25 protein-coding genes and 1 tRNA gene are annotated in these 22,897 nt (G+C 73.9%); 13 read left to right on the top strand and 13 right to left on the bottom strand.

Features of this window, described 5'->3' with window-relative positions; translation table 11 throughout:
- Nucleotides 1–19: 19 nt before the first annotated feature.
- Nucleotides 20–202, bottom strand: a complete 183-nt coding sequence (locus ACGFI1_RS03120; RefSeq protein ID WP_387070273.1) for a hypothetical protein — start codon at nucleotides 200–202, stop codon at nucleotides 20–22.
- 66 nt (nucleotides 203–268) lie between these two features.
- Here ACGFI1_RS03120 and ACGFI1_RS03115 point away from each other — a divergent pair, with 66 nt between their 5' ends.
- Nucleotides 269–1,426, top strand: a complete 1,158-nt coding sequence (locus ACGFI1_RS03115; RefSeq protein ID WP_392782384.1) for a sensor histidine kinase — start codon at nucleotides 269–271, stop codon at nucleotides 1,424–1,426.
- The gene (locus ACGFI1_RS03110) at nucleotides 1,414–2,028 is read left to right on the top strand and encodes a response regulator transcription factor (protein WP_386866867.1); all 615 of its coding nucleotides are present in this window, start codon (nucleotides 1,414–1,416) and stop codon (nucleotides 2,026–2,028) included. The genes ACGFI1_RS03115 and ACGFI1_RS03110 overlap by 13 nt, the downstream gene beginning before the upstream one ends.
- A gap of 104 nt (nucleotides 2,029–2,132) precedes the next feature.
- On the opposite strand, the gene ACGFI1_RS03105 is transcribed toward ACGFI1_RS03110, so the two are convergent.
- Both ACGFI1_RS03105 and ACGFI1_RS03100 read right to left on the bottom strand, forming a co-directional pair.
- Complete coding sequence (locus tag ACGFI1_RS03105; protein WP_392782380.1) at nucleotides 2,133–2,963, bottom strand: siderophore-interacting protein; 831 nt, start codon at nucleotides 2,961–2,963, stop codon at nucleotides 2,133–2,135.
- A gap of 11 nt (nucleotides 2,964–2,974) precedes the next feature.
- The gene (locus ACGFI1_RS03100; protein ID WP_392782377.1) at nucleotides 2,975–4,000 is read right to left on the bottom strand and encodes an ABC transporter substrate-binding protein; all 1,026 of its coding nucleotides are present in this window, start codon (nucleotides 3,998–4,000) and stop codon (nucleotides 2,975–2,977) included.
- 78 nt (nucleotides 4,001–4,078) lie between these two features.
- Between ACGFI1_RS03100 and ACGFI1_RS03095 the strand changes: the two genes are divergently transcribed.
- The 5 genes from ACGFI1_RS03095 (at nucleotide 4,079) to ACGFI1_RS03075 (ending at nucleotide 9,080) form a co-directional block, all read left to right on the top strand.
- The gene (locus tag ACGFI1_RS03095; RefSeq protein ID WP_240808277.1) at nucleotides 4,079–5,146 is read left to right on the top strand and encodes a FecCD family ABC transporter permease; all 1,068 of its coding nucleotides are present in this window, start codon (nucleotides 4,079–4,081) and stop codon (nucleotides 5,144–5,146) included.
- Nucleotides 5,143–6,192, top strand: coding sequence for a FecCD family ABC transporter permease (locus ACGFI1_RS03090; protein WP_392782374.1), 1,050 nt, complete (start codon nucleotides 5,143–5,145; stop codon nucleotides 6,190–6,192). The genes ACGFI1_RS03095 and ACGFI1_RS03090 overlap by 4 nt, the downstream gene beginning before the upstream one ends.
- On the top strand, nucleotides 6,193–7,002 hold the full coding sequence (locus ACGFI1_RS03085; protein WP_364552072.1) for an ABC transporter ATP-binding protein: 810 nt from the start codon (nucleotides 6,193–6,195) through the stop codon (nucleotides 7,000–7,002). It begins immediately after the preceding gene.
- 108 nt (nucleotides 7,003–7,110) lie between these two features.
- Complete coding sequence (locus tag ACGFI1_RS03080) at nucleotides 7,111–8,577, top strand: MFS transporter (RefSeq protein WP_392782371.1); 1,467 nt, start codon at nucleotides 7,111–7,113, stop codon at nucleotides 8,575–8,577.
- Nucleotides 8,574–9,080 (top strand): MarR family winged helix-turn-helix transcriptional regulator, encoded by a 507-nt coding sequence (locus ACGFI1_RS03075; RefSeq protein ID WP_392782369.1) that lies wholly within the window; start codon nucleotides 8,574–8,576, stop codon nucleotides 9,078–9,080. The genes ACGFI1_RS03080 and ACGFI1_RS03075 overlap by 4 nt, the downstream gene beginning before the upstream one ends.
- Nucleotides 9,081–9,098: 18 nt before the next feature.
- Here ACGFI1_RS03075 and ACGFI1_RS03070 read toward each other — a convergent pair whose 3' ends face one another.
- Genes ACGFI1_RS03070 through ACGFI1_RS03050 form a run of 5 tightly spaced genes read right to left on the bottom strand, consistent with a single transcriptional unit; the run spans nucleotide 9,099 to nucleotide 13,938 of the window.
- Nucleotides 9,099–10,367, bottom strand: a complete 1,269-nt coding sequence (locus ACGFI1_RS03070; RefSeq protein ID WP_386866853.1) for an ABC transporter substrate-binding protein — start codon at nucleotides 10,365–10,367, stop codon at nucleotides 9,099–9,101.
- Entirely contained in the window at nucleotides 10,364–11,464 is a 1,101-nt protein-coding gene (locus tag ACGFI1_RS03065) for a branched-chain amino acid ABC transporter permease (RefSeq protein WP_301177432.1), read from the bottom strand. Before ACGFI1_RS03065 ends, ACGFI1_RS03070 begins: the two co-directional genes overlap by 4 nt.
- Nucleotides 11,457–12,347, bottom strand: coding sequence for a branched-chain amino acid ABC transporter permease (locus ACGFI1_RS03060; RefSeq protein WP_386866851.1), 891 nt, complete (start codon nucleotides 12,345–12,347; stop codon nucleotides 11,457–11,459). The genes ACGFI1_RS03065 and ACGFI1_RS03060 overlap by 8 nt, the downstream gene beginning before the upstream one ends.
- Nucleotides 12,344–13,135: an ABC transporter ATP-binding protein gene (locus ACGFI1_RS03055; RefSeq protein ID WP_138640965.1), complete on the bottom strand. Its 792-nt coding sequence runs from the start codon at nucleotides 13,133–13,135 to the stop codon at nucleotides 12,344–12,346. Before ACGFI1_RS03055 ends, ACGFI1_RS03060 begins: the two co-directional genes overlap by 4 nt.
- Complete coding sequence (locus tag ACGFI1_RS03050; protein ID WP_392742243.1) at nucleotides 13,132–13,938, bottom strand: ABC transporter ATP-binding protein; 807 nt, start codon at nucleotides 13,936–13,938, stop codon at nucleotides 13,132–13,134. The genes ACGFI1_RS03055 and ACGFI1_RS03050 overlap by 4 nt, the downstream gene beginning before the upstream one ends.
- A 161-nt stretch (nucleotides 13,939–14,099) precedes the next feature.
- Here ACGFI1_RS03050 and ACGFI1_RS03045 point away from each other — a divergent pair, with 161 nt between their 5' ends.
- Together ACGFI1_RS03045 and ACGFI1_RS03040 are read left to right on the top strand one after the other, a co-directional pair.
- Nucleotides 14,100–14,798 carry a neutral zinc metallopeptidase gene (locus ACGFI1_RS03045; RefSeq protein WP_392782348.1) on the top strand — a complete coding sequence of 233 codons (699 nt, stop codon included), beginning with the start codon at nucleotides 14,100–14,102 and terminating at the stop codon, nucleotides 14,796–14,798.
- Nucleotides 14,799–14,830: 32 nt separating this feature from the next.
- Complete coding sequence (locus ACGFI1_RS03040; RefSeq protein ID WP_138640962.1) at nucleotides 14,831–15,199, top strand: STAS domain-containing protein; 369 nt, start codon at nucleotides 14,831–14,833, stop codon at nucleotides 15,197–15,199.
- Here the strand turns inward: ACGFI1_RS03040 and ACGFI1_RS03035 are convergent.
- Together ACGFI1_RS03035 and ACGFI1_RS03030 are read right to left on the bottom strand one after the other, a co-directional pair.
- Nucleotides 15,189–15,482: an MTH1187 family thiamine-binding protein gene (locus tag ACGFI1_RS03035; protein ID WP_138640961.1), complete on the bottom strand. Its 294-nt coding sequence runs from the start codon at nucleotides 15,480–15,482 to the stop codon at nucleotides 15,189–15,191. The two genes, ACGFI1_RS03040 and ACGFI1_RS03035, sit on opposite strands and share 11 nt — an antisense overlap.
- Before the next feature lie 12 nt (nucleotides 15,483–15,494).
- The gene (locus ACGFI1_RS03030; RefSeq protein ID WP_364552052.1) at nucleotides 15,495–15,887 is read right to left on the bottom strand and encodes a DUF7715 family protein; all 393 of its coding nucleotides are present in this window, start codon (nucleotides 15,885–15,887) and stop codon (nucleotides 15,495–15,497) included.
- 60 nt (nucleotides 15,888–15,947) lie between these two features.
- On the opposite strand from ACGFI1_RS03030, the gene ACGFI1_RS03025 reads away from it, so the two are divergent.
- Nucleotides 15,948–16,721, top strand: a complete 774-nt coding sequence (locus ACGFI1_RS03025; protein ID WP_392782344.1) for an enoyl-CoA hydratase-related protein — start codon at nucleotides 15,948–15,950, stop codon at nucleotides 16,719–16,721.
- A 239-nt stretch (nucleotides 16,722–16,960) separates the two neighbouring features.
- Here ACGFI1_RS03025 and ACGFI1_RS03020 read toward each other — a convergent pair.
- Nucleotides 16,961–17,034 (bottom strand) — tRNA-Ile (locus ACGFI1_RS03020).
- Between the two features lie 154 nt (nucleotides 17,035–17,188).
- Here ACGFI1_RS03020 and ACGFI1_RS03015 point away from each other — a divergent pair.
- Genes ACGFI1_RS03015 through ACGFI1_RS03005 form a run of 3 tightly spaced genes read left to right on the top strand, consistent with a single transcriptional unit; the run spans nucleotide 17,189 to nucleotide 20,156 of the window.
- Nucleotides 17,189–17,872 (top strand): LppX_LprAFG lipoprotein, encoded by a 684-nt coding sequence (locus ACGFI1_RS03015; RefSeq protein WP_392782341.1) that lies wholly within the window; start codon nucleotides 17,189–17,191, stop codon nucleotides 17,870–17,872.
- Nucleotides 17,873–17,883: 11 nt separating this feature from the next.
- On the top strand, nucleotides 17,884–19,494 hold the full coding sequence (locus tag ACGFI1_RS03010; RefSeq protein ID WP_392782338.1) for an MFS transporter: 1,611 nt from the start codon (nucleotides 17,884–17,886) through the stop codon (nucleotides 19,492–19,494).
- A 50-nt stretch (nucleotides 19,495–19,544) separates the two neighbouring features.
- Nucleotides 19,545–20,156: an Rv1733c family protein gene (locus ACGFI1_RS03005; protein WP_392782335.1), complete on the top strand. Its 612-nt coding sequence runs from the start codon at nucleotides 19,545–19,547 to the stop codon at nucleotides 20,154–20,156.
- 20 nt (nucleotides 20,157–20,176) lie between these two features.
- On the opposite strand, the gene ACGFI1_RS03000 is transcribed toward ACGFI1_RS03005, so the two are convergent.
- A complete protein-coding gene (locus ACGFI1_RS03000) occupies nucleotides 20,177–20,881 on the bottom strand; it encodes a 3-keto-5-aminohexanoate cleavage protein (RefSeq protein WP_301173988.1) in 705 nt (234 codons plus the stop codon).
- A 23-nt stretch (nucleotides 20,882–20,904) separates the two neighbouring features.
- The gene (locus tag ACGFI1_RS02995; protein ID WP_392782330.1) at nucleotides 20,905–22,875 is read right to left on the bottom strand and encodes a hypothetical protein; all 1,971 of its coding nucleotides are present in this window, start codon (nucleotides 22,873–22,875) and stop codon (nucleotides 20,905–20,907) included.
- Nucleotides 22,876–22,897: the final 22 nt, after the last annotated feature.

Here is a 22,897-nt window from a genome sequence, read left to right as displayed (position 1 = left end):
CGGGGTGTCCGTTAAAGGATCAGCTCTGCGGGTCGCGGCGGGCGACCATGCCGGAGCAGCCCCAGCCGAGGCCGATCAGGACGGCGCCCAGGGACGCGACGACGCCGACCGCCGGGACGTCCAGCGCGGACAGCAGCGCGATCACGAGGCCGTAGAGGACGGTGAGGGCGAAGAGGGCCCGCCGGACGGTGTTCTTGTTCATGGCCACGAGCCTGCCGCGACCTGGAGGGCAGTAGTATCCACCGGTCGGTGGACAAAAGGGGTGCAGGTGGACGAGGCCGGGGAGCCCGTGGCGCGGGCGGAGAACGTCTGGCGCCGCTCCTACCCGCTCTGGGACGCCTACTTCGCGATGGTGCTGGTCGGGACCGTGGCCGCGACCGCCGCCGACGAGCTGCCGCCCGGGCGGCGGGCCGCGGCGATCGCGCTGCTCGTCCTGCTGAGCGTGGCGTACGCGGCGATCGGGCGGGCGGCGCTGCGGTCGCCGGAGGTGCCGCGGCCCGGCTGCAGGGTCTACGCCGTCGCGCTGGTCTGCATGTTCGTGCCCGCGACGCTGCTGGCGCCGGTGACGGCGACGGGCCTCGCGGCGCTGGCGCCGCAGGTCTACATGATGTACGGGGCGGCGCGCGGGTTCGCGCTGATGCTCGTGCTGTTCTCCGGCCCGGTCGGGCTGGGGCTGGCGGAGTCCGGGGCGAGCACGGCGATGACGGCGGTGGTCGTGGCGGCGGGCCTCGCGTGCAGCCTGCTGCTCGCGGTGTTCATCGGGCGCCTCGGCCACCAGAACGCCGAGCGGCTGCGGCTCATCGAGGAGCTCGACCGGACGCGCGGCGAGCTGGCGGAGGTGTCCCGCGAGGCGGGGATGCTCGCCGAGCGGGAGCGGCTCTCCCGCGACATCCACGACACGATCGCGCAGGGCTTCACCTCGATCACGATGCTGCTGCAGGCGGCGGAGGCCGAGATCGGGCCGAACCGGCACGTGGAGCTGGCGCTGCGGACCGCGCGCGAGAACCTCGCCGAGACGCGCGGCCTCGTCGCCGCGCTCGCGCCGCCCGCGCTGGACGGCGGCTCGCTGGTGGAGGCGCTGCGCCGGCTGGCCCGCGACTTCGACCTGCCCGTCGACCTGGCCGTGACGGGCGAGCCCCGGCCGCTGGACGCCGTCGAGGTCGTGCTGCTGCGGGTGACGCAGGAGGCGCTCGCGAACGTCCGCAAGCACGCCGCCGCAGGCGCGGTGCGGGTGGAACTGGACTACGGCGACCCGGTGCGGCTGGCCGTCGCCGACGACGGGCGCGGGTTCGCGCCCGGCGAGGTCGAGCGCGGCTTCGGGCTGCGCGGCATGCGGACCCGGGTCGAGCGCGCCGGCGGGACGTTCGCCGTCGCCGCCACCACCGGCGGGACCCGGATCGAGGTGGCGGTGCCGTGCTCCGCGTGATGATCGTCGACGACCACCCGATCGTCCGGGAGGGGCTGCGCGGGATGCTCGCCGCCGAGCCGGACATCGAGGTGGCCGGGGAGGCCGCGTCCGGGGACGAGGCCGTCGCGCTGGTGCCCCGCGTCCGGCCGGACGTCGTCCTGATGGACCTGCGGATGCCGTCCGGCGACGGCGTGAGCGCCATCGAGCGGCTGCCCGGCCACCGGATCCTGGTGCTGACGACGTTCCAGGACGACGCCGACATCGTCCGCGCGATCGAGGCGGGCGCGGCGGGCTACCTGCTGAAGGACGCCTCGCGCGCCGACCTCGCCGCGGCCGTGCGGGACGCCGCGGCGGGCCGCCGCGTCCTGTCCCCCGAGGTGTCGGCACGCCTCGCGGCGGTGGACCAGACCCCCGCGCCGCCCGTCCTGTCGGCGCGCGAGGCGGAGGTACTCGCGCTCGTCGCGGAGGGCCTCACCAACGCCCAGATCGGCGAGCGCCTCTACATCGGCCAGGCGACGGTGAAAACGCACTTGCTGCGCATCTTCACCAAACTAGGCGTCTCCGACCGCACCGCCGCCGTCATGACCGCCCTCCAACACGGCCTCATCCCCGCCCCCTGACTCATCTCGTCTTCGCGTCCGCCGAATGGCGCGCGTTCGCGCGGCGGGCGAAGAGCGGCGGGTTCGACCTGCGCTGACCCGCCGCGTCCCGCTTCCGCGCCGGCCTACTCCTCGGTGGCGGGGCTGCCGCCGGCCTCGTATTCGGCGAGGAGGTCCTCTTCGGAGGCGCCGCGGCGCCAGTAGCCGGTGAACGTGACGGCGCGGCGGTCCATGCCGCGCTCGTTCACCAGGTGCCGGCGCAGCGCCTTCACCACGGCGGACTCGCCCGCGATCCACGCGTAGGCGCCGTCCGGGATCTTCGCGTCGCGGACGGCGTCCAGCAGGCCGCCGGGGGAGACCCAGGTGACCTCCGCGTCGGCGGCGGTCGGCATGTCCTGCCGGTCCTCCGGGTGCGGGACGTCGACCCAGACCTGGGCGGGCGTCCCGGCGGGCAGCCAGGCGAGGTTGCCCGCGACGGCGGGCAGCGCGGTCAGGTCGCCCGCGATGACGACCGGCGCGCCGTCCGGCGGCCGGAAGTCGACGCCGCCGTTGTCGGGGCCGGTCGGCCCGAGGATCGTCACGCGGTCGCCCGGGGCGGCCTTCGCCGCCCACCGGCCCGCGGGGCCGGACGCGCCGTCCATGTGCAGCGCGAAGTCGACGTCCAGCTCACCGGGCCGGTACTCGCGGACGGTGTAGGAGCGCATGATGCCGCGCTCGGCCGGGTCCAGCGCCCGCCAGTCGGCGAACCAGGTGGCGCCGTCGCTGTTCTCCGGCATGACGGGGGCGTCCTGGTGCGGGTGCGGCAGGAACACCTTGAACCGCTGGTCGCGGCCGCCGGTCGCGAAGCCGTCGAGGGACGCGCCCCCGAAGGTGATCCGCGCCATGGACGGCCCGAGCCGCACGGACCGGACCACGTGCACGTCGAAGAAGGCGTAGGGGTGGGCCGGAGTCGTCATCGTGCCGCCTTTCAGCCGAGCTTCTTCGCGGACTGCAGGGCAGCGGCGACCGCTTCGAGGAGCGGCGCGCAGCCCTCGTAGGAGAAGCGGGGCTCCGGCTGCCACGGGATGACCTGGCCGGCCTTCACCGCGGGCAGTTCCTGCCAGGACGGCTTGGAGCCGAGGTCCTTGGGCTGGAGCGCCTGCGTCCGGGAGTCGAGCAGGATGAGGTCCGCCTTGTACTTGTCGGCGTTCTCCCAGCTCAGGTTCTCGAAGTAGTCGTCGGCGCCCAGCTTGTCCGGGAGGATCAGGTCGACGCCGAGCTCCTTGTAGTAGATGAGGTCGGTGTTCTTGTTCGGGCTGGAGGCGTAGAACAGGTCGGGGCTCGCGGACGCCGCGAGCACCTTCAGGCCGGGCTTGGCCTTGGCCGCCGCGCGCACCGCCTCGGCGGCCTTCTCGAACCGGGCCTTGGCGGCGGTGACCTTCGCGGCCTTCAGGTCGGCGCCGAGCGCGGCGGCGAGGGCGGCGGTCCGCTCGATCGGCTTCGGCAGCGGGACGGACCCGGCCGCGACGGCGACGCTCGGCGCCAGCGCGTAGATCTTGTCCTTGCTCTCCTCGGGGACGTAGAAGAGGTCGCCCGGGATGAACATGTTGTCGACGAGCAGCTCGGGGCGGAGCGCGGCGTACTTCTCGATGTTGAACTCGCCGTACGCGTTGCCGATGATCTCCAGCCGGTCGACGGGCAGGTTCCCGGCCTGCGGGTCGGGCTTGCCGTCCTTGAGCTTCGTCGGGCCGAACACGCCGACGAGCTGCTTGTCGATGCCGAAGTCGTAGAGGGCGGCGGCGGTCGCGACGTAGCCGACGACGCGCTGCGGGCGAGCCTTGAGGTCCACCTTCGTGCCGCGGTCGTCGGTGAACGTCCAGGCACCGCCGGGGGAGGCGGTGCCGCCCGCGCCGTCGTCGCCGCCGCAGGCGCTGATCAGGGCCCCGAGGGCGACGGCGCCGCCGGCTCCGAGGAAGCCGCGGCGGGTGAGGTGGCGGGCACCGGTATTCGACATTTCGGGCGATCTCCAAGAATCAACTACAGTGATCGGATAGTGGGCCGATCAAGACTTAGGTTAACCTAACCTAAGATCTTGTCCAGAGGGGGCCCGCAGGTGCTGTCGACCACGCCGCCGCCGCTGCTCACCGAGCGGCCGGCCGATCCGCCGCACCGCTCGCGGCTGGCCGCCGGGCTCCTCGCCGCGGTGCTGCTCCTGCTCACGACCGCCGTGCTGAGCCTCGCGGTCGGCGCCAAGCCGCTGTCGCTCGCGGAGGCGTGGGACGGGCTGTTCGACCCCGGCTCGGCCGCGTACACGGTCGTCCACGACATGCGCCTCCCGCGCACCCTGCTCGGCCTGCTCGCCGGGACGGCGCTCGGGCTCGCCGGCGCGGTGATGCAGGCGCTCACCCGCAACCCGCTCGCCGACCCCGGCATCCTCGGCATCAACGCGGGCGCGTCCGCCGCCGTCGTCACCGCCATCTCGTTCCTCGGCATCACCTCGTTCACCGGCTTCGTGTGGTTCGCGTTCGCGGGCGCCGGCGCGGTCGCCGTGCTGCTCTACGCGGTCGGCGGCGGGCGCGGCGCCACGCCCGCCCGGCTCGCGCTCGCCGGGTCCGCGCTGAACGCCGCGCTGTTCTCCTACGTCAACGCCGTGCAGCTGCTGGACACCGCGTCCCTCGACCGGATGCGCTTCTGGACGGTCGGCTCCCTCGCCGCCGCGCAGCAGTACACGGTCGTCCGCGTCGCCCCGTTCGTCCTCGTCGGGCTGGTGCTCGCGCTGCTGCTCGCCCGCCCGCTCAACGCGATGGCGATGGGCGAGGACGCGGCCCGCGCGCTCGGCGCCGACCCCGGCCGCGCCCGCGTCGTCGCGATCGTCGCCGTCACGCTGCTGTGCGGCGCGGCGACGGCCGCCTGCGGGCCGATCATCTTCGTCGGGCTGATGGTGCCGCACCTCGTCCGCTCGCTGACCGGCCCGGACCTGCGGCGGCTGCTGCCGTTCTGCGCGCTCCTGTCGCCCGCGCTGATGCTGGCGGCGGACGTCCTCGGGCGCGTCGTCGTCCGGCCGTCGGAGCTGCAGGTCGGCATCGTGATGGTCGTCGCGGGCGGGCCCGTCTTCCTGTACTTCGTGAGGCGGCCGTTCGGGAAGGCGGTGGCGTCGTGAGCCGCGCACCCCGCGCAGCCGTCCTCCGGACGCCGGGCGGCGTGTCGTTCCGGTTCCACCCGCGCGCGTTCGCCGTCGCGGTGCTCTGCCTCGCCGTGGCGCTCGGCGCCGGGGTGCTGCTCATCGGCAGCGGCGACTTCCCGATGAGCCCCGCCGACGTCGTCGCGACCCTGTTCGGCCAGGGCACCCCCGCCGACTCGCTGATCGTCAACCAGATCCGGCTGCCGCGGGTGGCGGCGGCGCTCGCCGTCGGCGCCGCGCTCGGCCTGGGCGGCGCGATCTTCCAGTCGCTGACCCGCAACCCGCTCGGCAGCCCCGACATCCTCGGCTTCACCCAGGGCGCGGCGAGCGGCGTGCTCGCGGTGATCGTGCTGACCGGCGGCGGCACGCTCGCGGTCGCGGCGGGCGCGGCCGGCGGCGGGCTGCTCACCGGGCTGGTCGTGTGGGCGGCGGCGGGCCGGCGCGGCGCGCACGGCCAGCGGCTCATCCTCGTCGGCATCGGCGTCGCGGCGATCCTCACCGGCGTGAACGGCTACCTGCTCACCGAGGCGGACATCACCGAGGCCGCGCGCGCCGTGCTGTGGCTGACCGGCAGCCTGGACGGCCGCGACTGGGCGGACGCGGCGCCGGCGATCGCCGGGCTCGCCGTCCTCGGGCCGCTCGTCCTCATCGGCTGCGGGCGGGCGCTGCGGATGCTGGAGATGGGTGACGACGCCGCGCACGGCCTCGGCGTCCCCATCGAGCGGGTCCGGCTGATCATGCTGGCGGCGGCCGTGCTGCTCATCTCGCTCGCCGCGGCGGCGGCCGGGCCGGTCGCGTTCGTCGCGCTGACCGCGCCGCAGCTCGCCCGGCGCCTCACCCGCACGACCGGCCCCAACCTGCTGCCCGCGACGTGCATGGGGGCGGCGCTGCTGGTCGCCGCCGACTGGGTCGCGCAGCGCGCCTTCCCGGGCCACCAGCTCCCGGTCGGCGTGGTGACCGGGCTCCTCGGCGGCGGGTACCTGGTCTGGCTCCTGGTGACCGAACGCAAGACGGGACGGATCTGAATGAAGGACGCGAACGCGCGGCTCACCGGCACGGGACTCACCCTCGCCTACGACAAGCGCACCATCACCGAGAACCTCGACGTGGCCGTGCCGGACGGGTCGTTCACCGTCATCGTCGGCCCGAACGCGTGCGGCAAGTCGACGCTGCTGCGGGCGCTCGCCCGGATCCTGAAGCCGGCCGCCGGGACGGTCGTGCTGGACGGCCGGCCGATCTCCGGCTGGCCCGCCAAGAAGCTCGCCCGCACGCTCGGGCTGCTGCCGCAGTCGTCCATCGCCCCGGAGGGCATCACGGTCGCCGACCTGGTGTCGCGCGGCCGGTACCCGCACCAGAGCCTGCTGCGCCAGTGGTCCCGGGAGGACGAGCGGGTCGTCGCCGAGTCGATGGCCGCGACCGGCGTCCAGGACCTCGCGGCCCGGCCCGTGGACGAGCTGTCGGGCGGGCAGCGGCAGCGCGTCTGGATCGCGATGGCGCTCGCCCAGCAGACCCCGCTGCTCCTGCTGGACGAGCCGACGACCTACCTCGACATCGCGCACCAGATCGAGGTCCTCGACCTGTGCGCGCGGCTGCACGAGGAGGGCCGCACGGTGGTCGCGGTGCTGCACGACCTGAACCACGCCGCCCGCTACGCCACCCACATGATCGCCATGCGGGAGGGCCGGATCGTCGCCGAGGGCGCCCCCGCCGCGGTCGTCACGTCCGAGCTGGTCGAGGAGGTGTTCCGGCTGCCGTGCCGGGTGATCGACTGCCCGGAGACCGGGACGCCGCTCGTCGTCCCGGCCGCGCGCACCCGGGTGCCCGCCCTGCACTGAACCGGCACTGAACCGGCACTGAACCGGCACTGAACCGGCGCGGGACCGGCACGCCGAGGATCGTTGTAGGCTTATAACCGTTATATGCCTACAACGAGTGGAGTGCCAGTGCCCGAGCTGAGCCACCGCCGCAGGCTCCTCGTGCTGGCCATCTGCTGCATGAGCCTGCTCATCGTCAGCCTCGACAACACGATCCTCAACGTCGCGCTGCCCACGCTCCAGCACGACTTCGGCAGCTCCCTGTCCGGCCTGCAGTGGACGATCGACGCGTACCTGATCGTCCTCGCCTCGCTGCTGATCCTGGCCGGCTCGACCGCCGACCGGATCGGGCGGCGCCGCGTCTTCCAGACCGGGCTCGCGCTGTTCGTCGCCGGGTCGGTGCTGTGCAGCCTCGCGCCGTCCCTCGGCTGGCTCGTCGGCGCCCGCGTCGTGCAGGCGGTCGGCGGGTCGATGCTCAACCCGGTCGCCATGTCGATCATCACGAACGTGTTCACCGGGCCGCGCGAGCGGGCCCGCGCCATCGGCGTCTGGGGCGGCGTCGTCGGGCTCAGCATGGCGATGGGCCCGCTCGTCGGCGGGCTGCTCGTCGACTCGGTCGGCTGGCGGTCGATCTTCTGGCTGAACGTGCCGATCGGGCTCGCCGCCCTCGCCCTCACCGCGCTGTTCGTCCCCGAGTCGCGCGCCCCGCGGCCGCGCCGCGCCGACCCGCTCGGCCAGGGCTACCTGATCGTCCTGCTCGGGACGCTCACCTACGCGATCATCGAGGCGCCGGGCCGCGGCCCGGCCGACCCGGCCGTCCTCGGCGCCGCGCTGCTGGCCGCCGCGTCCCTCGCCGGGTTCGCGGTGCACGCGCTGCGCGCCCCCGAACCGCTGATCGACCTGCGCTTCTTCCGCAGCGTCCCGTTCTCCGGCGCGACGCTCATCGCCATCAGCGGGTTCGCGGCGCTCGGCGGGTTCCTGTTCCTCAACACCCTGTACCTGCAGAACATCCGGGGGCTGTCGGCGCTGCACGCCGGGCTGTACCTGCTGCCGATGGCCGCGATGACCGCCGTGTGCGGCCCGCTGTCGGGACGGCTCGTCGGGAGCCGCGGCCCGCGGCTGCCGCTGCAGCTCGCCGGGGCGGCGATGCTGGCCAGCGCGCTGCTGTTCGCCGGGTTCGACGCCGAGACCCATGACGCCACCCTGTTCGCGTCCTACGTCCTGTTCGGGATCGGGTTCGGGATGGTGAACTCGCCGATCACCAACACGGCCGTGTCCGGGATGCCGCGCGCCCAGGCCGGCGTCGCCGCCGCGGTCGCCTCCACCAGCCGGCAGATCGGGCAGGCCCTCGGCGTCGCGGTGATCGGCGCGGTGCTCGCCGCCGGGACGGCCGGCGCGCCCGGCGCGGCCGCCTTCACCGCCGCGGCCCGCCCGGCATACTGGATCCTGACCGGATGCGCCGCCGCCGTCCTCGTGCTCGGCACGGCCACCACCGGCCGGCGGGCCGCCCGCAGCGTCGCGCGCGTCGCCGGCCTGTTCGACGCCGGCGACCCGGCCCCAGACGGATCCCCTGTGACGGGAGCGAGCGCCCGATGAGCACCCAGCCCGCCGCCGAGCCGGCCGCGCCCACCGAGCCGCCCGGCACCGACCAGCCCTCCGGCACCGACCAGCCCTCCGGCACCGCAGAGACCGCCGCGCGGGCGTGGCGCAACCTCGGCGTCCTGCTGCACGAGCGGGGCGACCGGCGCCGCGAGGTCACCGAGGCGCTCGGGATGAGCTTCTTCCGGGTGAAGGCGCTGCGCCGCATCGCCGCCGCGCCCGCCCCGCTGCCGCTGCGCGACCTCGCCGAGCTGCTGCTCACCGACCGCCCCTACGTCACGCTCGTGGTGGACGACCTGGTCGGCCGCGGCCTGGTGGAGCGCAGCGCCAACCCCGCCGACCGCCGCTCCAAGCTCGTCACCGCGACGGAGGCCGGGCGCGCCGCGGCGGCGGAGGCCGAGCGGATCCTCAGCACCCCGCCGCCGGAGCTGCGCGCCCTCCCGGCCGAGGACCTCGCCGCCCTCGACCGGATCGCGGCCCGCCTGGTCGCCGGGGACTGAGCCCCGGCGGCCGGCGGTCTAGGCGCCGGACGGGACCTTGTAGGTCTCGGCGGCCTCCGACTCCGCCGCATCCCGCTCGACGACCATGCCGCCGAGCGCCTTGGCGTCCGTCCGCAGGATGTAGGTCTTGCGGGTGCCGGGCTCGTCCACCTTCGAGAAGTCCATCGGGGTGCCGTAGCCGCCGTCGTGCGCGGTCGTCGACCGGTGCGCCGCGATCACGCCCTCCCGGGTGAGGTCCTTGGACTGGCACGCCTTCTTGAGCGCGTCCGCGAAGATCACGGCGCCGGTGTAGCCGTTGACCACCGCGCTGTCGCGCGGCTGCCCCGGGTACTTCTTGCCGTAGTCGTCCGCCAGCTGCTTGATCAGGGGCAGGTCGGAGGAGATCGGCGCGCCCGCGCTGGCGAGGTAGAAGCCCTTCAGCAGGGCGGGCGCGGCCGGGGTCTGGAGCAGCTGCGGGGAGAACCCGGAGTTGCTCGCCACGATCGGCGCCATGATGCCCTTGGCCCGCGCGACGCCCGCGAGCGACGCGGACTGCTTCGGCCCGGCGCTCATCAGGATCGCCGCGACGCCGGCCTCCTTCAGCGCCGAGACCTGCGCGGTCATGTCGTTGTCGGTCGCCTTGATCTTCTGCTCGACGATGGTGAGGCCGAGCTTGCCCGCCGCGTACTTGGACCCGGCGAGCGCGCTCTCGCCGTAGTCGCCCTCGAAGTACACGTGCCCGATCTTGTCGCCCTTCTTGATCCCCTTCTCCTTGGTGAGGAAGTCCAGGGCGTTGATCATGTCGACGTCGTAGGTGGTGCCGGTGACCTGGATGTACTTGTTGCCGAGCAGCGTCGTCGACCACGCGTTCGGGATCACGAACATCTTGTCGGAGGTGATCCGCTGGTTCAGCGCCGTCACCATCGGCGACCCGACGAACTGCGCGAGGCCGATGACGCTCGACTGCATCTCGCTGTACCCGGCGACGGCCTTCTGCACGTCGTAGCCGTGGTCGCGGACGACCAGCTCGACCTTGCGGCCGCAGATCCCGCCCTGGGCGTTGACCTGCTCGAAGTACAGCTGCTGCGCCTGGGTGAGGCTCTTGCCGAGCGGCGCGTACACGCCGGTCAGGTCGGTCGCCGCGCCGACGCGGATCGTGTCGTCGGTGACGCCGGGGCCGGTCTTGACGCCGTCCGCGCCGGTGCCGCCGGAGCCGCCGGTGGCCTTGCCGCTGCAGCCGGACGCCAGGCCCAGCGGCAGCGCGACCGCCAGCGCGGCGACCGCCGTGAGACGTGCCGTTCGGTTCATGTGAATTGCTCCTCTTGGTCGAGTCGGGTGAGGGGACGGGCGGCCCGGCGCCGGGACGCGGCGGTGCGCAGCCGCGACCACGTCCCGGCCAGGCCGCCGGGCAGGAACAGCACGACGGCGACGACGGCGGCGCCGTACAGGATCCGGGCGGCCTCGGCGGGGGAGACCCCGGCGGAGCCCGGCGCGGCGACGAGCGGCAGGTCGTCGCCGAAGCGGGTGAGGAGCTGCGGCAGGACGGACACGAACACCGCCCCGGCGACGGCCCCGGCGGCGGTGCCGAGCCCGCCGATGACGATCATGGCGAGGTAGTCCAGCGACAGGAACATGCCGAAGTAGTCCGGGACGGTCCGCCGGAACGCCAGCGCGAGCAGCGCCCCGGCCGCCCCCGCGTACATCGACGACAGCACGAACACCCCGGCCCGGTAGCGCGCCACCGGCACGCCCATCACGGCCGCCGCCGTCTCGTGGTCGCGGATGGTGTTCATCGCCCGCCCCGGCCGGCCGCGCAGGATGCCGCGCGCGATCCACGCCGCCGGGACCAGCAGCAGGACGGCGAGGAACCACAGCCGCTCCAGCGCGCCCAGCGGCACGTTGAACAGCACCAGCTCCGGGGAGTCGTCGAAGCGGAACCCGGCGATCTCCAGCGGCGGGACGTCCCGGCCGTTGAACCCGCCGGTGACGGTCTCGGCGTTGAACAGCACGTGCTGCCCGATGAAGATCAGCGCCAGCGACGCGATGCCGAGGTAGACGCCGCGCAGCCGGCCGGCGATCGGGCTGAACAGCCCGCCCGCGACCCCGGCGAGGACGATCGCGCCGACGAACGCCAGCGGCGTCGGCAGCCCGAGGCCCGCCCCGTGCGGCCCCGAGTCGGACGCGAGGTACACGTACCCGTAGGCGCCGACCGCGAGGAAGAACGCGTGCCCCATCGACAGCTGCCCGGTCGCGCCGGTCAGCAGGTTCAGGCCGATGGCGCCGATCGCCGCCGACATCGCGAACAGGCCCGTCTGCAGCCAGAACGCGTCGAGGTAGAAGGGCAGGGCGAGCAGCACGAGGAGGCCCCCGGCCGCCGCCGCCAGGCGCAGCGGACGCTCAGACACGCGACAGCTCCCTCGTCCCGAACAGGCCCGCCGGCCGGATCAGCAGCACGGCGAGCATCACCAGGAACGGCGCCACCTCGCCGATGCCGCGCCCCATGAACGCGAGGTCGCCCTGGTAGCCGGTCGCCAGGGACTCGGTCAACCCGACGATGAGGCCGCCGGCGAGCGCGCCCGTCGTCGAGTCGAGCCCGCCGAGGATCGCCGCCGGGAACGCCTTCATCGCCGCGAACGAGGTGCTGCGGTCCAGCCCCGGCGTGGGGAACACGGTGAGGAACAGCGCCGCGACCGCCGCGAGCGCGCCCGCGATCGCCCACGCGGCCAGCGAGACCCGCGACAGCCGGACGCCCATCAGCGCCGCCGTCTCCCCGTCCTCGGCCGCCGCCCGCATCGCCACGCCCCACGAGGTGTAGCGGAACGCCAGCAGGAACGCCGCGATCAGCACGGACGCGACGGCGAACGCGGCGATGCGGGTCTGCGCGATGCCGACGCCCGCCACGTCCACGATCTTGTTCTGCCAGGGGTCGCCCATCGACAGGACCTGCGTGCCGATCTCCCGCGTCAGCGCCGTCGTCAGCACGATGTCGACGCCGATCGTGACGATCGCGAGCACCGCGTGGTCCTCCACCCGGGCCCGGCGCAGCACCACCAGCTCCACCAGCACGCCCGCCACCGCCGCCCCGGCGACGCCCGCGCCGAGCGCCGGCAGGAAGCCGATGTCGTCGTGCAGGACCGCCGTGACATAGCCGCCCACGAGCAGCAGCGACGCGTGCGCGAAGTTGACCACCTCGGTGGCCTTGAAGATGATCACGAAGCCGAGGGCGATCAGCGCGTACACCGACCCCGCCGAGACCCCGTTGACCACCAGCTCGATGAACGTGCTCAAGGGTTTCCCTCCGAATCCGCGGGGACGTGCGCAGCGCCGAGGTAGGCGCGGACCACGGCCGGGTCCCGCTGCACCGCCTCGGGCGCGCCGCCCGCGATGCGCTTGCCGAAGTCCAGGACGGTGACCTCGTCGGCCAGCCGCATGACCATCCCCATGTCGTGCTCGACCAGCAGGACGGAGACGCCGAGGTCGGCGCGGACCCGGGCGATGACGCCGGCCATCCGCCGCCGCTCGGCGCCGTTCATCCCGGCGACGGGCTCGTCCAGGAGCAGCAGCCGGGGCTCCATCGCCAGCGCGCGCGCCAGCTCGACCCGCTTCTGGACGCCGTAGGACAGCAGCCCCACCGGCGCCGCCAGATGCTCGGCGACCCCGACGAACCGGGCGATGTCGCGGACCCGCGCCCGGTGCCGGGCGTCCTCGCGGCGCGCCCGCGGCAGCCGCAGCCCCGCCGACACGAACCCGGCCCGGGTGAGCCGGTGCCGCCCGAGCATCAGGTTGTCCTCGACGGTCAGGTGCCGCGACAGCGCGATGTTCTGGAACGTCCGGGCCACGCCGAGCGCCGCGATCCGGTGCGGCGGCAGCGCGGTCAGCTCCGCGCCGCCGAACCGGACGCTGCCCCCGCTCGCCCGGTACACCCCGGACAGCACGTTGAAGCACGTCGACTTGCCCGCGCCGTTCGGCCCGATGACCGCGTGCACGCTCCCGGCCGCGACGGTGAACCCGACCCCGTCCAGCGCGGTCAGCCCGGCGAACCGCACGGTGAGCCCCTCCACCACCAGGTCGCTCATCCGACCCACCGCTCCAGCGACGGCGGCGGCGCGGACTCGTCCCCGCCCTCGTCGCCGTCGTCCTCGCCGCCGACGCCGAGGTAGCGCCGCCGGACCTCGTCGCTCGCGGCGAGTTCCGCCGACGGCCCGTGCAGCGCGACCGCGCCGACCTCCAGCACGTGCGCGGACGACGACAGCTCCAGCGCCAGCGCCGCGTTCTGCTCGATCAGCAGGATCGCCGTGCCCTGGAGGTTGATCTCCCGGACGGTCTCGGCGATCCGCTCGGCCATCAGCGGCGCGAGGCCGAGCGTGGGCTCGTCCAGCAGCAGCACCGACGGGCACGCCATCAGCGCCCGCCCGATCGCGAGCATCTGCTGCTCGCCGCCGGACAGCAGCCCGGCCCGCTGCCGGGCCCGCTCGGCGAGCACCGGGAACAGCTCCAGCACCCGCCCGTGCGCCTTGGCCGCGGCGGCGCGGCCGGGCGCCCCGAGCGCGCCCGCCCGCAGGTTGTCCTCCACGCTGAGCCGGCCGAACACCCGCCGCCCCTCCGGGACCTGCACCACCCCGGCCGCCACGACGGTGGCCGGGTGCAGCCCGATGAGGGACCGGTCGCCGAGCCGGACCGTGCCGGTGTCCACCGCCCCCCGGTGGAACGGGAGCGTGCCGGAGATGGCCCGCAGCAGCGTGGTCTTGCCGGCCCCGTTCGCGCCGAGCACGGCCGTGACCGCGCCCGCCGGGACGTCCAGCGACACGCCGCGCAGGGCCCGGACGGCCCGCCCGTAGCTCACCGACAGATCGCGGACCACGAGGGTCCCGTTCGCCATTCGCCCCTCCCGAAGTTCGTGTGGCGGGCAGCCCAGCACGGGCCGCCGACCTGCGTCTACGGGCCCGGGGCAAGACGTGGCGGGAGTCCAACCGAAGGTCGTTCGGGTTGTGCGGCGAGCACAGTTCGACCCTCCGCGCCCGCCCATGCGTATGTCCCGGTATGAGGGAGTTGAGGCGCACCGGAGCGGCGGCCGCGGCGGTGCTCGCGCTGACGGCGGCGTGCCAGTTCCAGGTCCGCCCGCCCGGCCCGGCCGCCGTGGCACCCGCCCAATCGCGGCCCGTGCCGAGCGCGTTCGACGAGGCGGGTTTCCAGGAGGACCTGCGGACCGCCGAGCAGACGACCGACGACTACTGGCGCCGCCACTGGGACGAGCTGTTCACCGGCTCGTACGGCTCACCGCGCGTGGTCGGCCTCTACGACGGCCGCGACCAGGGCTCCGCCCCGCTCTGCGGCGACGAACGCCTGACGAGCGACAACGCCGCCTACTGCCCGGACGGCGACTACGTGGCGTGGGACGCCCATCTCATGCGCTCGGGCTACGCGCGCGGCGACGCGTGGGTGTACCTGGTGATCGCGCACGAGTGGGGTCACGCGATACAGGCGCGGCTCCGCCGCGGCCTGGTGTCGCCCGCCGCCGAACTCCAGGCCGACTGCCTGGCCGGCGCGGTCCTGTACGGCTCGTCCGACGACGGGACGCTGCGGTTCGAGGACGGCGACGAGCAGGAGCTCGTGGACGCGTTCCAGGTCATCGGCGACGGGGCCCCGTGGACGAAGCCGGGCGACCACGGCACGGCCGTGCAGCGGCTGCGCAGCTTCTCCCGCGGCGGCGAGAACGGCGTAAGCGCCTGCTTCACCTGACGGGGGACCGCGGCGCGCACCATCATGGCGTCATGAGCGTCGCCGATCTGGTCGTCATCGAGGGCGACCGCCACACCACGGCCCTCCTGTCCGGAGAGCTGGATCGGGCATCGTGCTCCGACGTCCGGCCGCGGCTGCGGGCACTGGCCCACCGCCCGCTCGTCCTCGACCTGTCCGGGCTCACCTTCATCGACGTGGACGGGTTGCGCATGGTCCACCAGTGCGCCCGCGTCTGCGAGGCGGAGGGGGCGGCCCTGGCCCTGGTGGGCGCGAACCCGTTCACGGCCAAGCTGTTCCGCCTCTTCGGCCTGGGCGTCCCGCTGTGCGCCTCGGAGGAGGAGGCGCTGTGGTGCCTGCTGCCGCCGACCGACGACGACATCCAGGACTGGCTCAGCGGCTGAGGTGGCGCTCCACCGACGCGACCTTGGCGTCGAGGGCTCCCGTGACCCCGGGCCGGATGTCGGCCTTGACCACGAGCCCGACCCTCGGCGCACGCGCCGCGACGGCGTCCGTCGCGCGCTTCACGACGTCCATGACCTCGTCCCATTCGCCTTCGATCGTGGTGAACATGGCGTCGGTCCGGTTCGGGAGGCCGCTCTCCCGCACGACCCGGACCGCCTCGGCGACGAGTTCGCCGACCTCCTCACCCGCACCGAGCGGCGTCACCGAGAACGCGACGAGCATCGTGCACCTCCATCAAGGCTGGACGACCTGCCTCACCACGATCTCATCCAGCCGCCGCTCGACGATCACCCCCACCGGCCAGTCGCGCACGAGGCACCGCAGCAGCGCGGCCTCGTGCTCGGCGAACGAGGGGTCGCAGCCCTGCTGCTCAAGGCTGGACCGGATGGCCATGACGTAGTCGGCCTCGGTGAACCCGGGGACGTCCCGGACCATCGCGGTCGTGGTGGCCCGGTGCGAGTTGAGCCCGGCGAACGAGCGGCCGCAGCCGCAGCCGCCGTCGGGGTCGCCCCGGTCGCGGGCGCACACGAGCCCGATGTGCACCAGTTCCCCTTCGACGCACCAGTCGAAGTCGTTGTCGCGCAATCCCTGGCCGGCGTTGGTGGCGGTGAGCAGCTTCAAGGCCATACCCCCTCGGTCCTCGGACCCACCCACCGTACGACGCGGGTCTGACATAACGTCGATGTCATGAGCGATGACAAAGACGTCCTGGTTCAGCGCGAAGGCCCGTTCACCACGATCACGATGAACCGCCCCCGCCGCCGCAACGCCCTCTCGAAGGCGTTCCTCAAGGACCTGACCGACGCGTTCCACCACGTCGGCGCTACGGACGCCCGCGGGGTGATCCTGGCCGCGAACGGCCCGGTCTTCTCCGCGGGCCACGACTTCGCCGACATGGCCGGCGCGTCCCACGCCGACGTCCGCGACCTGCTCCAGGTCTGCACGGACCTGATGCGGACGATCCAGTCCGTCCCGCAGGTGGTCGTGGCGCGCGTGCACGGCCTGGCGACCGCCGCCGGCTGCCAGCTGGTCGCGAGCTGCGACCTGGCCGTGGCCGCGGAGAGCGCCGGCTTCGCGGCCCCCGGCGGCAAGGGCGGCTGGTTCTGCCACACGCCCCTGGTGGCGATCTCCCACAACATAGGCCGCAAGAGGGCCGCCGAAATGGCTCTCACCGGCGAGATCATCGACGCCGCCACAGCGGCCGACTGGGGCCTGATCAACTACGCCGTCCCCGACGAGGGCCTGGAGAAGGAGACCCGGGAGCTCCTCACCCGAGCAACCCAGGGCAGCCCCCGAAGCAAGGCCCTCGGCAAACAGGCCATGTACGCCCAACTGGACCGCCCAGAACAAGACGCCTACGCCTACGCAATCGAGGTAATGGCCGCCTCCAGCCAAACCCCGGAGGCCCAAGAGGGCATGACGGCCTTCCTGGAGAAACGCCACCCCACCTGGCCCGCCTAACCCACAAGACCCGCACCATCCCCAGCCACAAGGGGACAAGGGCCAAAGCCAAGCCAGCCCGCACTGACCTAAGCCGCAGGGGGGCAAGGGGCGAAGCCCCAAACCCACGCGCGAGCCCAAGCCACCAGGGGGCGTGGGGGCGGAGCCCCCACATCGGGGGTCCGGGGGTCGCCCCCCGGGAAGGCATTGCGAAAGAGGCAAGGTCCGCGCTCTCCGCGGACACACCTCCCCCACCTCTGTAGGGCGGGCGGGACTCGAACCCGCGACCGGGAGATTATGAGTCTCCTGCTCTGACCAGCTGAGCTACCGCCCCGTGGCCGTTCCCCCGGTGGCGGTGGGGGTTTTGCCGCGTGCAATCTTAGCGGTGGAGGGTGCGGGCGGGCGGTGTGATGTCCTCCTTTTGGCGGGCGGATGTCATACCTGGAGGCGAGTGACGGCCGTGGTGACCGGTCGGTAGGGTCCCGCGTATGTCGAGACGCATGGTCGCTCTTGTTCCGGTTCTGCTGGCGCTGGTGTTCACCGGCGCGTGCGATGGCGGGTCGGATGAGCCGGCGAAGAAGGCGCAGTTCGACGCGGCGGGGACGCTGCGGGAGGCGGCGCGGGCGATGGGGGCGTTGAAGAGCGTCGGGTTCACGCTGGAGTCGGAGGGGAAGACGCCGGTCATCGTGAAGGGCGGCGATATGAAGCTGCTGCGGAGCGGGGACGCGGAGGGCACGCTGACGATCGAGCAGTCGGGCCAGAACGTGGAGATGAAGGTCGTCGCGGCGGGGGACAGCATTTTCTTGGACGCGGGGACGGGCGGGTGGCGGAAGCTGCCGAAGGCGCTGGCGTCGAGCGTGTACGACCCGTCGGCGGTGCTGGATCCGCAGCGGGGGATTCCGATGCTGTTGTTGTCGTCGGCGGCGTCGCCGGAGCCGCAGGCGGTGGAGAAGGTGGACGGCGAGGAGGCGTACCGGGTGGGCGCGAAGCTGCCGAAGGCGCAGATCGCGGGGCTGATCCCGGGGATCAGCGCGGACATGGACGGCCAGGTGTGGGTGGGTAAGGCCGATCACCGGCTGGTGAAGGTGCGGGGGGCGTTCCCGGACGGCGGCGCGGTGGTGATCGCGTTCACCGAGTTCGACGCCCCGTACAAGATCAGCGCGCCGAAGTAGGGCGGCCGGGGGTGAGGGTGCGGCGCCGGGTCGCGATCGGGGCGGGCGGCGCGGTGGTGCTGCTGGCCGCGCTGGACGCGTATGTGGTGACGACGGTCCTGGTGCCGATGGTCAAGGACGTCGGGGTCCCGATCAACCGGCTGGAGCGGGTGACGCCGGTCCTGACGGGGTTCCTGCTGGGGTATGTGGCGGCGATGCCGCTGCTCGGGCAGTTGTCGGACCGGTTCGGGCGGCGGCCGCTGCTGCAGGCGTGCCTGGTGTTCTTCGCGGTGGGGTCGGTGGTGACGGCGCTGGCGGGGGATGTGCCGGTGCTGACGGCGGGCCGGGTGGTGCAGGGCGTCGCGGGGGGTGCGCTGCTGCCGGTGACGATGGCGCTGGCCGGGGATCTGTGGGAGGAGCGCCAGCGGCCGGTGGTGCTGGGCGCGGTGGGGGCCGCGCAGGAGCTGGGGAGTGTGCTGGGCCCGCTGTACGGGGCGGGGGTCGCGGCCGTCCTGGACTGGCGGGCGATCTTCTGGATCAACGTGCCGCTGGTGGTCGTGGCGATGGTGGCGGTGCAGGTCGCGGTGCCGGGCGGGCGCGGGGAGGGGCCGCGGCCGCGGGTGGACGTGGTCGGCGGCCTGCTGCTGGCGCTGGGGCTGGGGCTGCTGGTGGCGGCGGTCTACAACCCGGAGCCGCAGGAGTCGGCGCTGCCGTCGTGGGGGCTCGCGGCGCTGGCGGCGGGCGCGGTGGTGCTGGCGGTGTTCGTCCTGTGGGAGGTCAGGTCGCGGACGCGGCTGCTGGACCTGTCGGGGGTGCGGCGTGGGCCGCTGCTGGCGACGCTGGGCGTGAGCCTGCTGTCGGGCGCGGCGCTGATGGTGACGCTGGTGGACGTGGTGCTGGTGGCGCAGACCGTCCTGCACAAGGACACCACCGAGGGCGCGCTGCTGCTGACGCGGTTCCTGGTGGCGCTGCCGGTCGCGGCGGTGGCCGGGGGGCTGCTCGCGCGGCGGGTGGGGGAGCGCTGGCCGATGGCGGCGGGCATGGCGGTGTCGGCGGTGGGCTACCTGCTGATCGCGGGCTGGCCGGCGGACCTGGCGAGCGCGTCGTACGGGCCGCTGCCGCGGATGGACGTCGATCTGGTGGTGACGGGCCTCGGCCTCGGCCTGGTGATCGCGCCGGTGTCGTCGGCGGTGCTGGCGTTCGTCCCGGCGGCGCAGCACGGTGTCGCGTCGGCGGCGGTGGTCGTCGCGCGGATGATGGGGATGCTGCTCGGCGTCTCGGCGCTGTCGGGCTGGGGGTTCTACCGGTTCCACGCGCTGACGGCCGATCTGAAGCCGCCGCTGCCGTTCTTGATGTCGAAGGACGAGTTCGCCCGGCAGATGGAGGTCTACAACGCGGCGCTGCAGGAGGCGCTGCGCACCGAGTACCAGGAGATCTTCTGGATCACCGCCGGGATGTGCGTGCTCGGGGCGCTGCTGGCGCTGTCGGTGGGGCGCGGCGGGCCGCCGCGTGAGGCGACCGGTCCGGATGGTGGCCTAAATCGGTCATCAACGCGGCATATCGGGCGGGATACGGGAAATGATTCGGCCACCGGCGATGTGCCGATCAACGAACTCGGGAATATCCTCGGTAAAGAAGGCTAAAGGCTGAGGGCCTCTTGCCGGGAGGGCGATCCCCGGGGAGGTGAACGCAGATGCGCGGGTCAGGCATCCGCCGCGCGAGCACGCCGGTGGTCAGGCTGCGCCGCCGGCTCGGTCTGGAGCGCAACGCGCTGCGCCGCCGGGTGGACCGCGTGCAGCGGCTGGTCGCGCTGGGGCTGCTCCTGCTGCTGCTCGGGACCGCGCCGCCGGTGGCGGCGCTGGCCGCGTCGTGGTCCTACGGTTCCGGCATGAACGCCGAGCACGCCGAGCGCGCGAACCGGCACCAGGTGGTCGCGACCGTCACCTCGACCGGCGGCCTCGGCTCGTCCGGCGACCGCTACATCCACGAGACCGTCCAGGCGACCTGGCCGGGGGCGAACGGCAAGCCCCATGTCGGGACGCTGCCGGCGTGGAAGAACGCCAAGGTGGGCGCGCAGAGGACGATCTGGGTCGACCGCAACGCCGAGCCGACGGTGCGACCGCGCCCGCACAGCCGCACGGTGACCGACGCCGTGTACGCGGGCGCCGCGGCCGTCCTCGGCTGCGGGATCCCGGTGCTGAGCGCCTACGCCCTCGTCCGGCGCCGCTGCGACCGGCACCGCGACGCGATGTGGGAGGCCGACTGGGCCCGGCTCGACTCCGCGGGCCACAACCCACGATCGTGACCCGTCCCTGCTCCTGATCGTCAGGGCGCGAGGAGGGCGCGGGCCGTCTGCACGAGCACCGCGTTGTCACCGGCGGGGGAGCCGTCCGGGAGGGTGAGGGTGTCCTCCAGGCCGATCCGGACGTCGAGGTTGTGCCGGACGGCGAGGCGCAGCACCGGCCAGGCGCCGCCGTCCTCGCCGTGCAGCAGGATCGGCCGCGCGTGCCGGGTCCCGAGGGCGCGCAGGAGCGCCTTGGCCGTGTCGGGGGCGGTCGCCGGGTCGGTGTCGGTGACCTCGGCGAGGACGCGCAGCACGTGGTGGGCGTGCGGCCAGCGCAGGAACCGGTCGGCGCCGTCGGTGCCGGAGAACACGCCCGCCTCGATGGCGACGCCCCGCTCGAACAGCGCCTCGGCGACCAGGCCGGCCCCGTCCTCGTGGAAGTTCACCGACGCGTGGTCGGGCAGGACGGTCCACGCGCGGATCAGCGCGGCGCGCTCGGCCGGGTCGGGGGCCGTCCACTCGCCGGTGGTGACGCCGACCTTCACCGCCGGGGTGGCCGCGCGGACGGCGGTGACGGTCTCGGCGACGTGGAACGGGTCCAGGGTGTCGGCTCCCGCGTCGTCCTTCGGGTGCACGTGGGCGTCGTCGGCCCCCACGTCGACGGCGGCGCGGACCGCGGCGGCGACCTCCGCCGCGGAGACGGGAACGCCCTCCGTCCGGGGTCCGTTCGGGCAGACCTGGAGCATGCTCCGATTTTCTCAGGTGGGGGTCAGGGGGTGATGACGCAGGGTCCGCCTCCGCACACGTCCACGACCGTGCCGGTCTTCAGGAACTCCGCCTTCTGGCGCCGCGCGTCGGCGTTGTTGCGCGGGTCGGAGTGCGGGTCGCGGCCCTCGGTGGGCGGGGTGTTGGTCAGCGGCGGCACGGGGGATCCGCTGTCCCAGACGACCATGGCGGAGCCGTCGTGGGACGCGCCGAACGTCGGTATGCCCCAGTACGGCACCTTGTCGGGGCTGCGGCCCGGCCGGACGGTCGGCGCGTGCACGCGGGCGCCGATCGTGCGGGCCTCGACCTCGGCGGCCACGGGCGCCACCTGGTGGTCGCCGAACGCCACGTGCAGCAGCACCCGGTGCTTCGGCGTGTCGGGCAGCGGGTCGTCGGTCATGTGCTGGGCGTAGCCGTTGGCCTCGCCGCGGTCCCACAGCATCTGGATCAGCGCGAGGCCGATCTGCTGGTCGAGCCTGTCCGGGTAGAACAGGTCGAGGACCTGCGCGTACTCCGGGAAGTCGGCGCTGCGGTTCAGCAGCGTGCTGTAGTTCATCGCGGGGACGCCGAGGACGGCGCGGCGGAGGTCGGGGGACACGGCGGTGAGCGCGCCGCCCATGATCCCGCCCTGGCTGTTGCCGTCGTAGGTCAGCTCGGCCCCCGTGTCGATCACCGGCTTCCCGGCGCCGTTCTGGAACGCCTTGTGGCCGGCGAACCCGCGGATCATGGCGCGGCCGAGGAAGGTGAAGTTCAGCAGGCTCTGCTGGAGGCGGTCGGCGACCGTCCGGAAGCGGGTGAGGTCGGCGAGCGCGGTGACGACGTTGGGGACGTCCTCGTCCGACATGCCGATCCACTTGGTCGCGCAGAACACGAACCCGTGCTCGGCCGCCATCGCCTTGACGTTGCCCGCGTCGACCTCGCCCTCGCTGCCGAGGAGGCCGTGCCCGTAGAGGGCGGGCCGGGCCGGGGCGGTGAGCGCCGACGCCGGGATCTCGCACTGGAACGGGACGCCCTGGGAGTTGCCGGGCAGCTGCGAGGGCTGCCCGTCCCGGCCCCGGTGCAGGGACGCGCCGGGCAGGCCGCCGTACTGGTCGAGGTAGCTCGGCGCCCAGACGATCCCCTTCACCTCGCGGGCGATCTTGTCGTCCACGCCGTCGGTCACCTGCGTCACGAGGAACGACGGGGACCGGTCGCCGAGCTTGCGGAGCGCCTCGTCGCGCATGTGCAGCACGGGCCCGGCGAGGCTCTGCCGGCTCGCGACGGTGAAGTCCCAGGCGAGGTGGAGGCCGTCGCGTCCCACGCCGCTCGCCTGGAGCGCGGCGAGGGTCTTCCGCGCGGCCCGCTGCCGCGCCGCGAGCGGGTCGCCGGACGGCAGGTCCGGCCCGAGGATCTTGGCGAACGCCGCGTTCGGCCCGATCGGGTTCCCGGACGCGTCGCGCAGGTTCCGCAGCGCGACCGCGTAGTGGTGGCCCTCACGGAAGTTCTTCGCCGGACGGACGATCAGCGCCTTCCGGTCATCGGGCGCGTTCGCGTCCAGTTCCGCCCAGTACGGCCAGCGCTCGCCGGTCGCGGTGTCCACGATGACGATCGGCGCGTCCGCGCGCAGCGACGCGCCGATGTCGGTGATCGGCGCGGCCCCCGTGCGGGCCAGGTCGACGCCGGGCACCCGGGCGAGCAGCGGGGAGCCGGGGGAGAAGCCGTCCGCGCGGTTCCACTCGGCGGGCGCCACGGGCAGCCCCAGCGCGTTCTTGATCGTCGTCTGCAGGTGGACGCGGCGGCCCGTGGCGGTGCCGCCGTCCGGCACCGTGTACCAGTCGCTCGGGAACGGCAGCAGGCAGGCGGCGGGGTCGATCGGGTCGCAGCCGTCGCCCGTCCCGGCCGCGGCGGGCGGCGCCGGCGGGACGGTCAGCAGGGCGAGGGCCGCGGCGATCGCCGCGAGGGCCGCCAGGGTGCGCTGGGGGAGACGCACGTCCACCTCCGGATGATCGCGGCGTGTA

The sequence above is a fragment of the Actinomadura geliboluensis genome (genome assembly GCF_043197915.1).
GTDB classification, from domain to species: Bacteria; Actinomycetota; Actinomycetes; order Streptosporangiales; family Streptosporangiaceae; genus Spirillospora; species Spirillospora geliboluensis.
The sequence above is the reverse complement of the archived record's forward strand: the minus strand, read 5'-3'. Positions and strand labels throughout refer to the sequence as shown.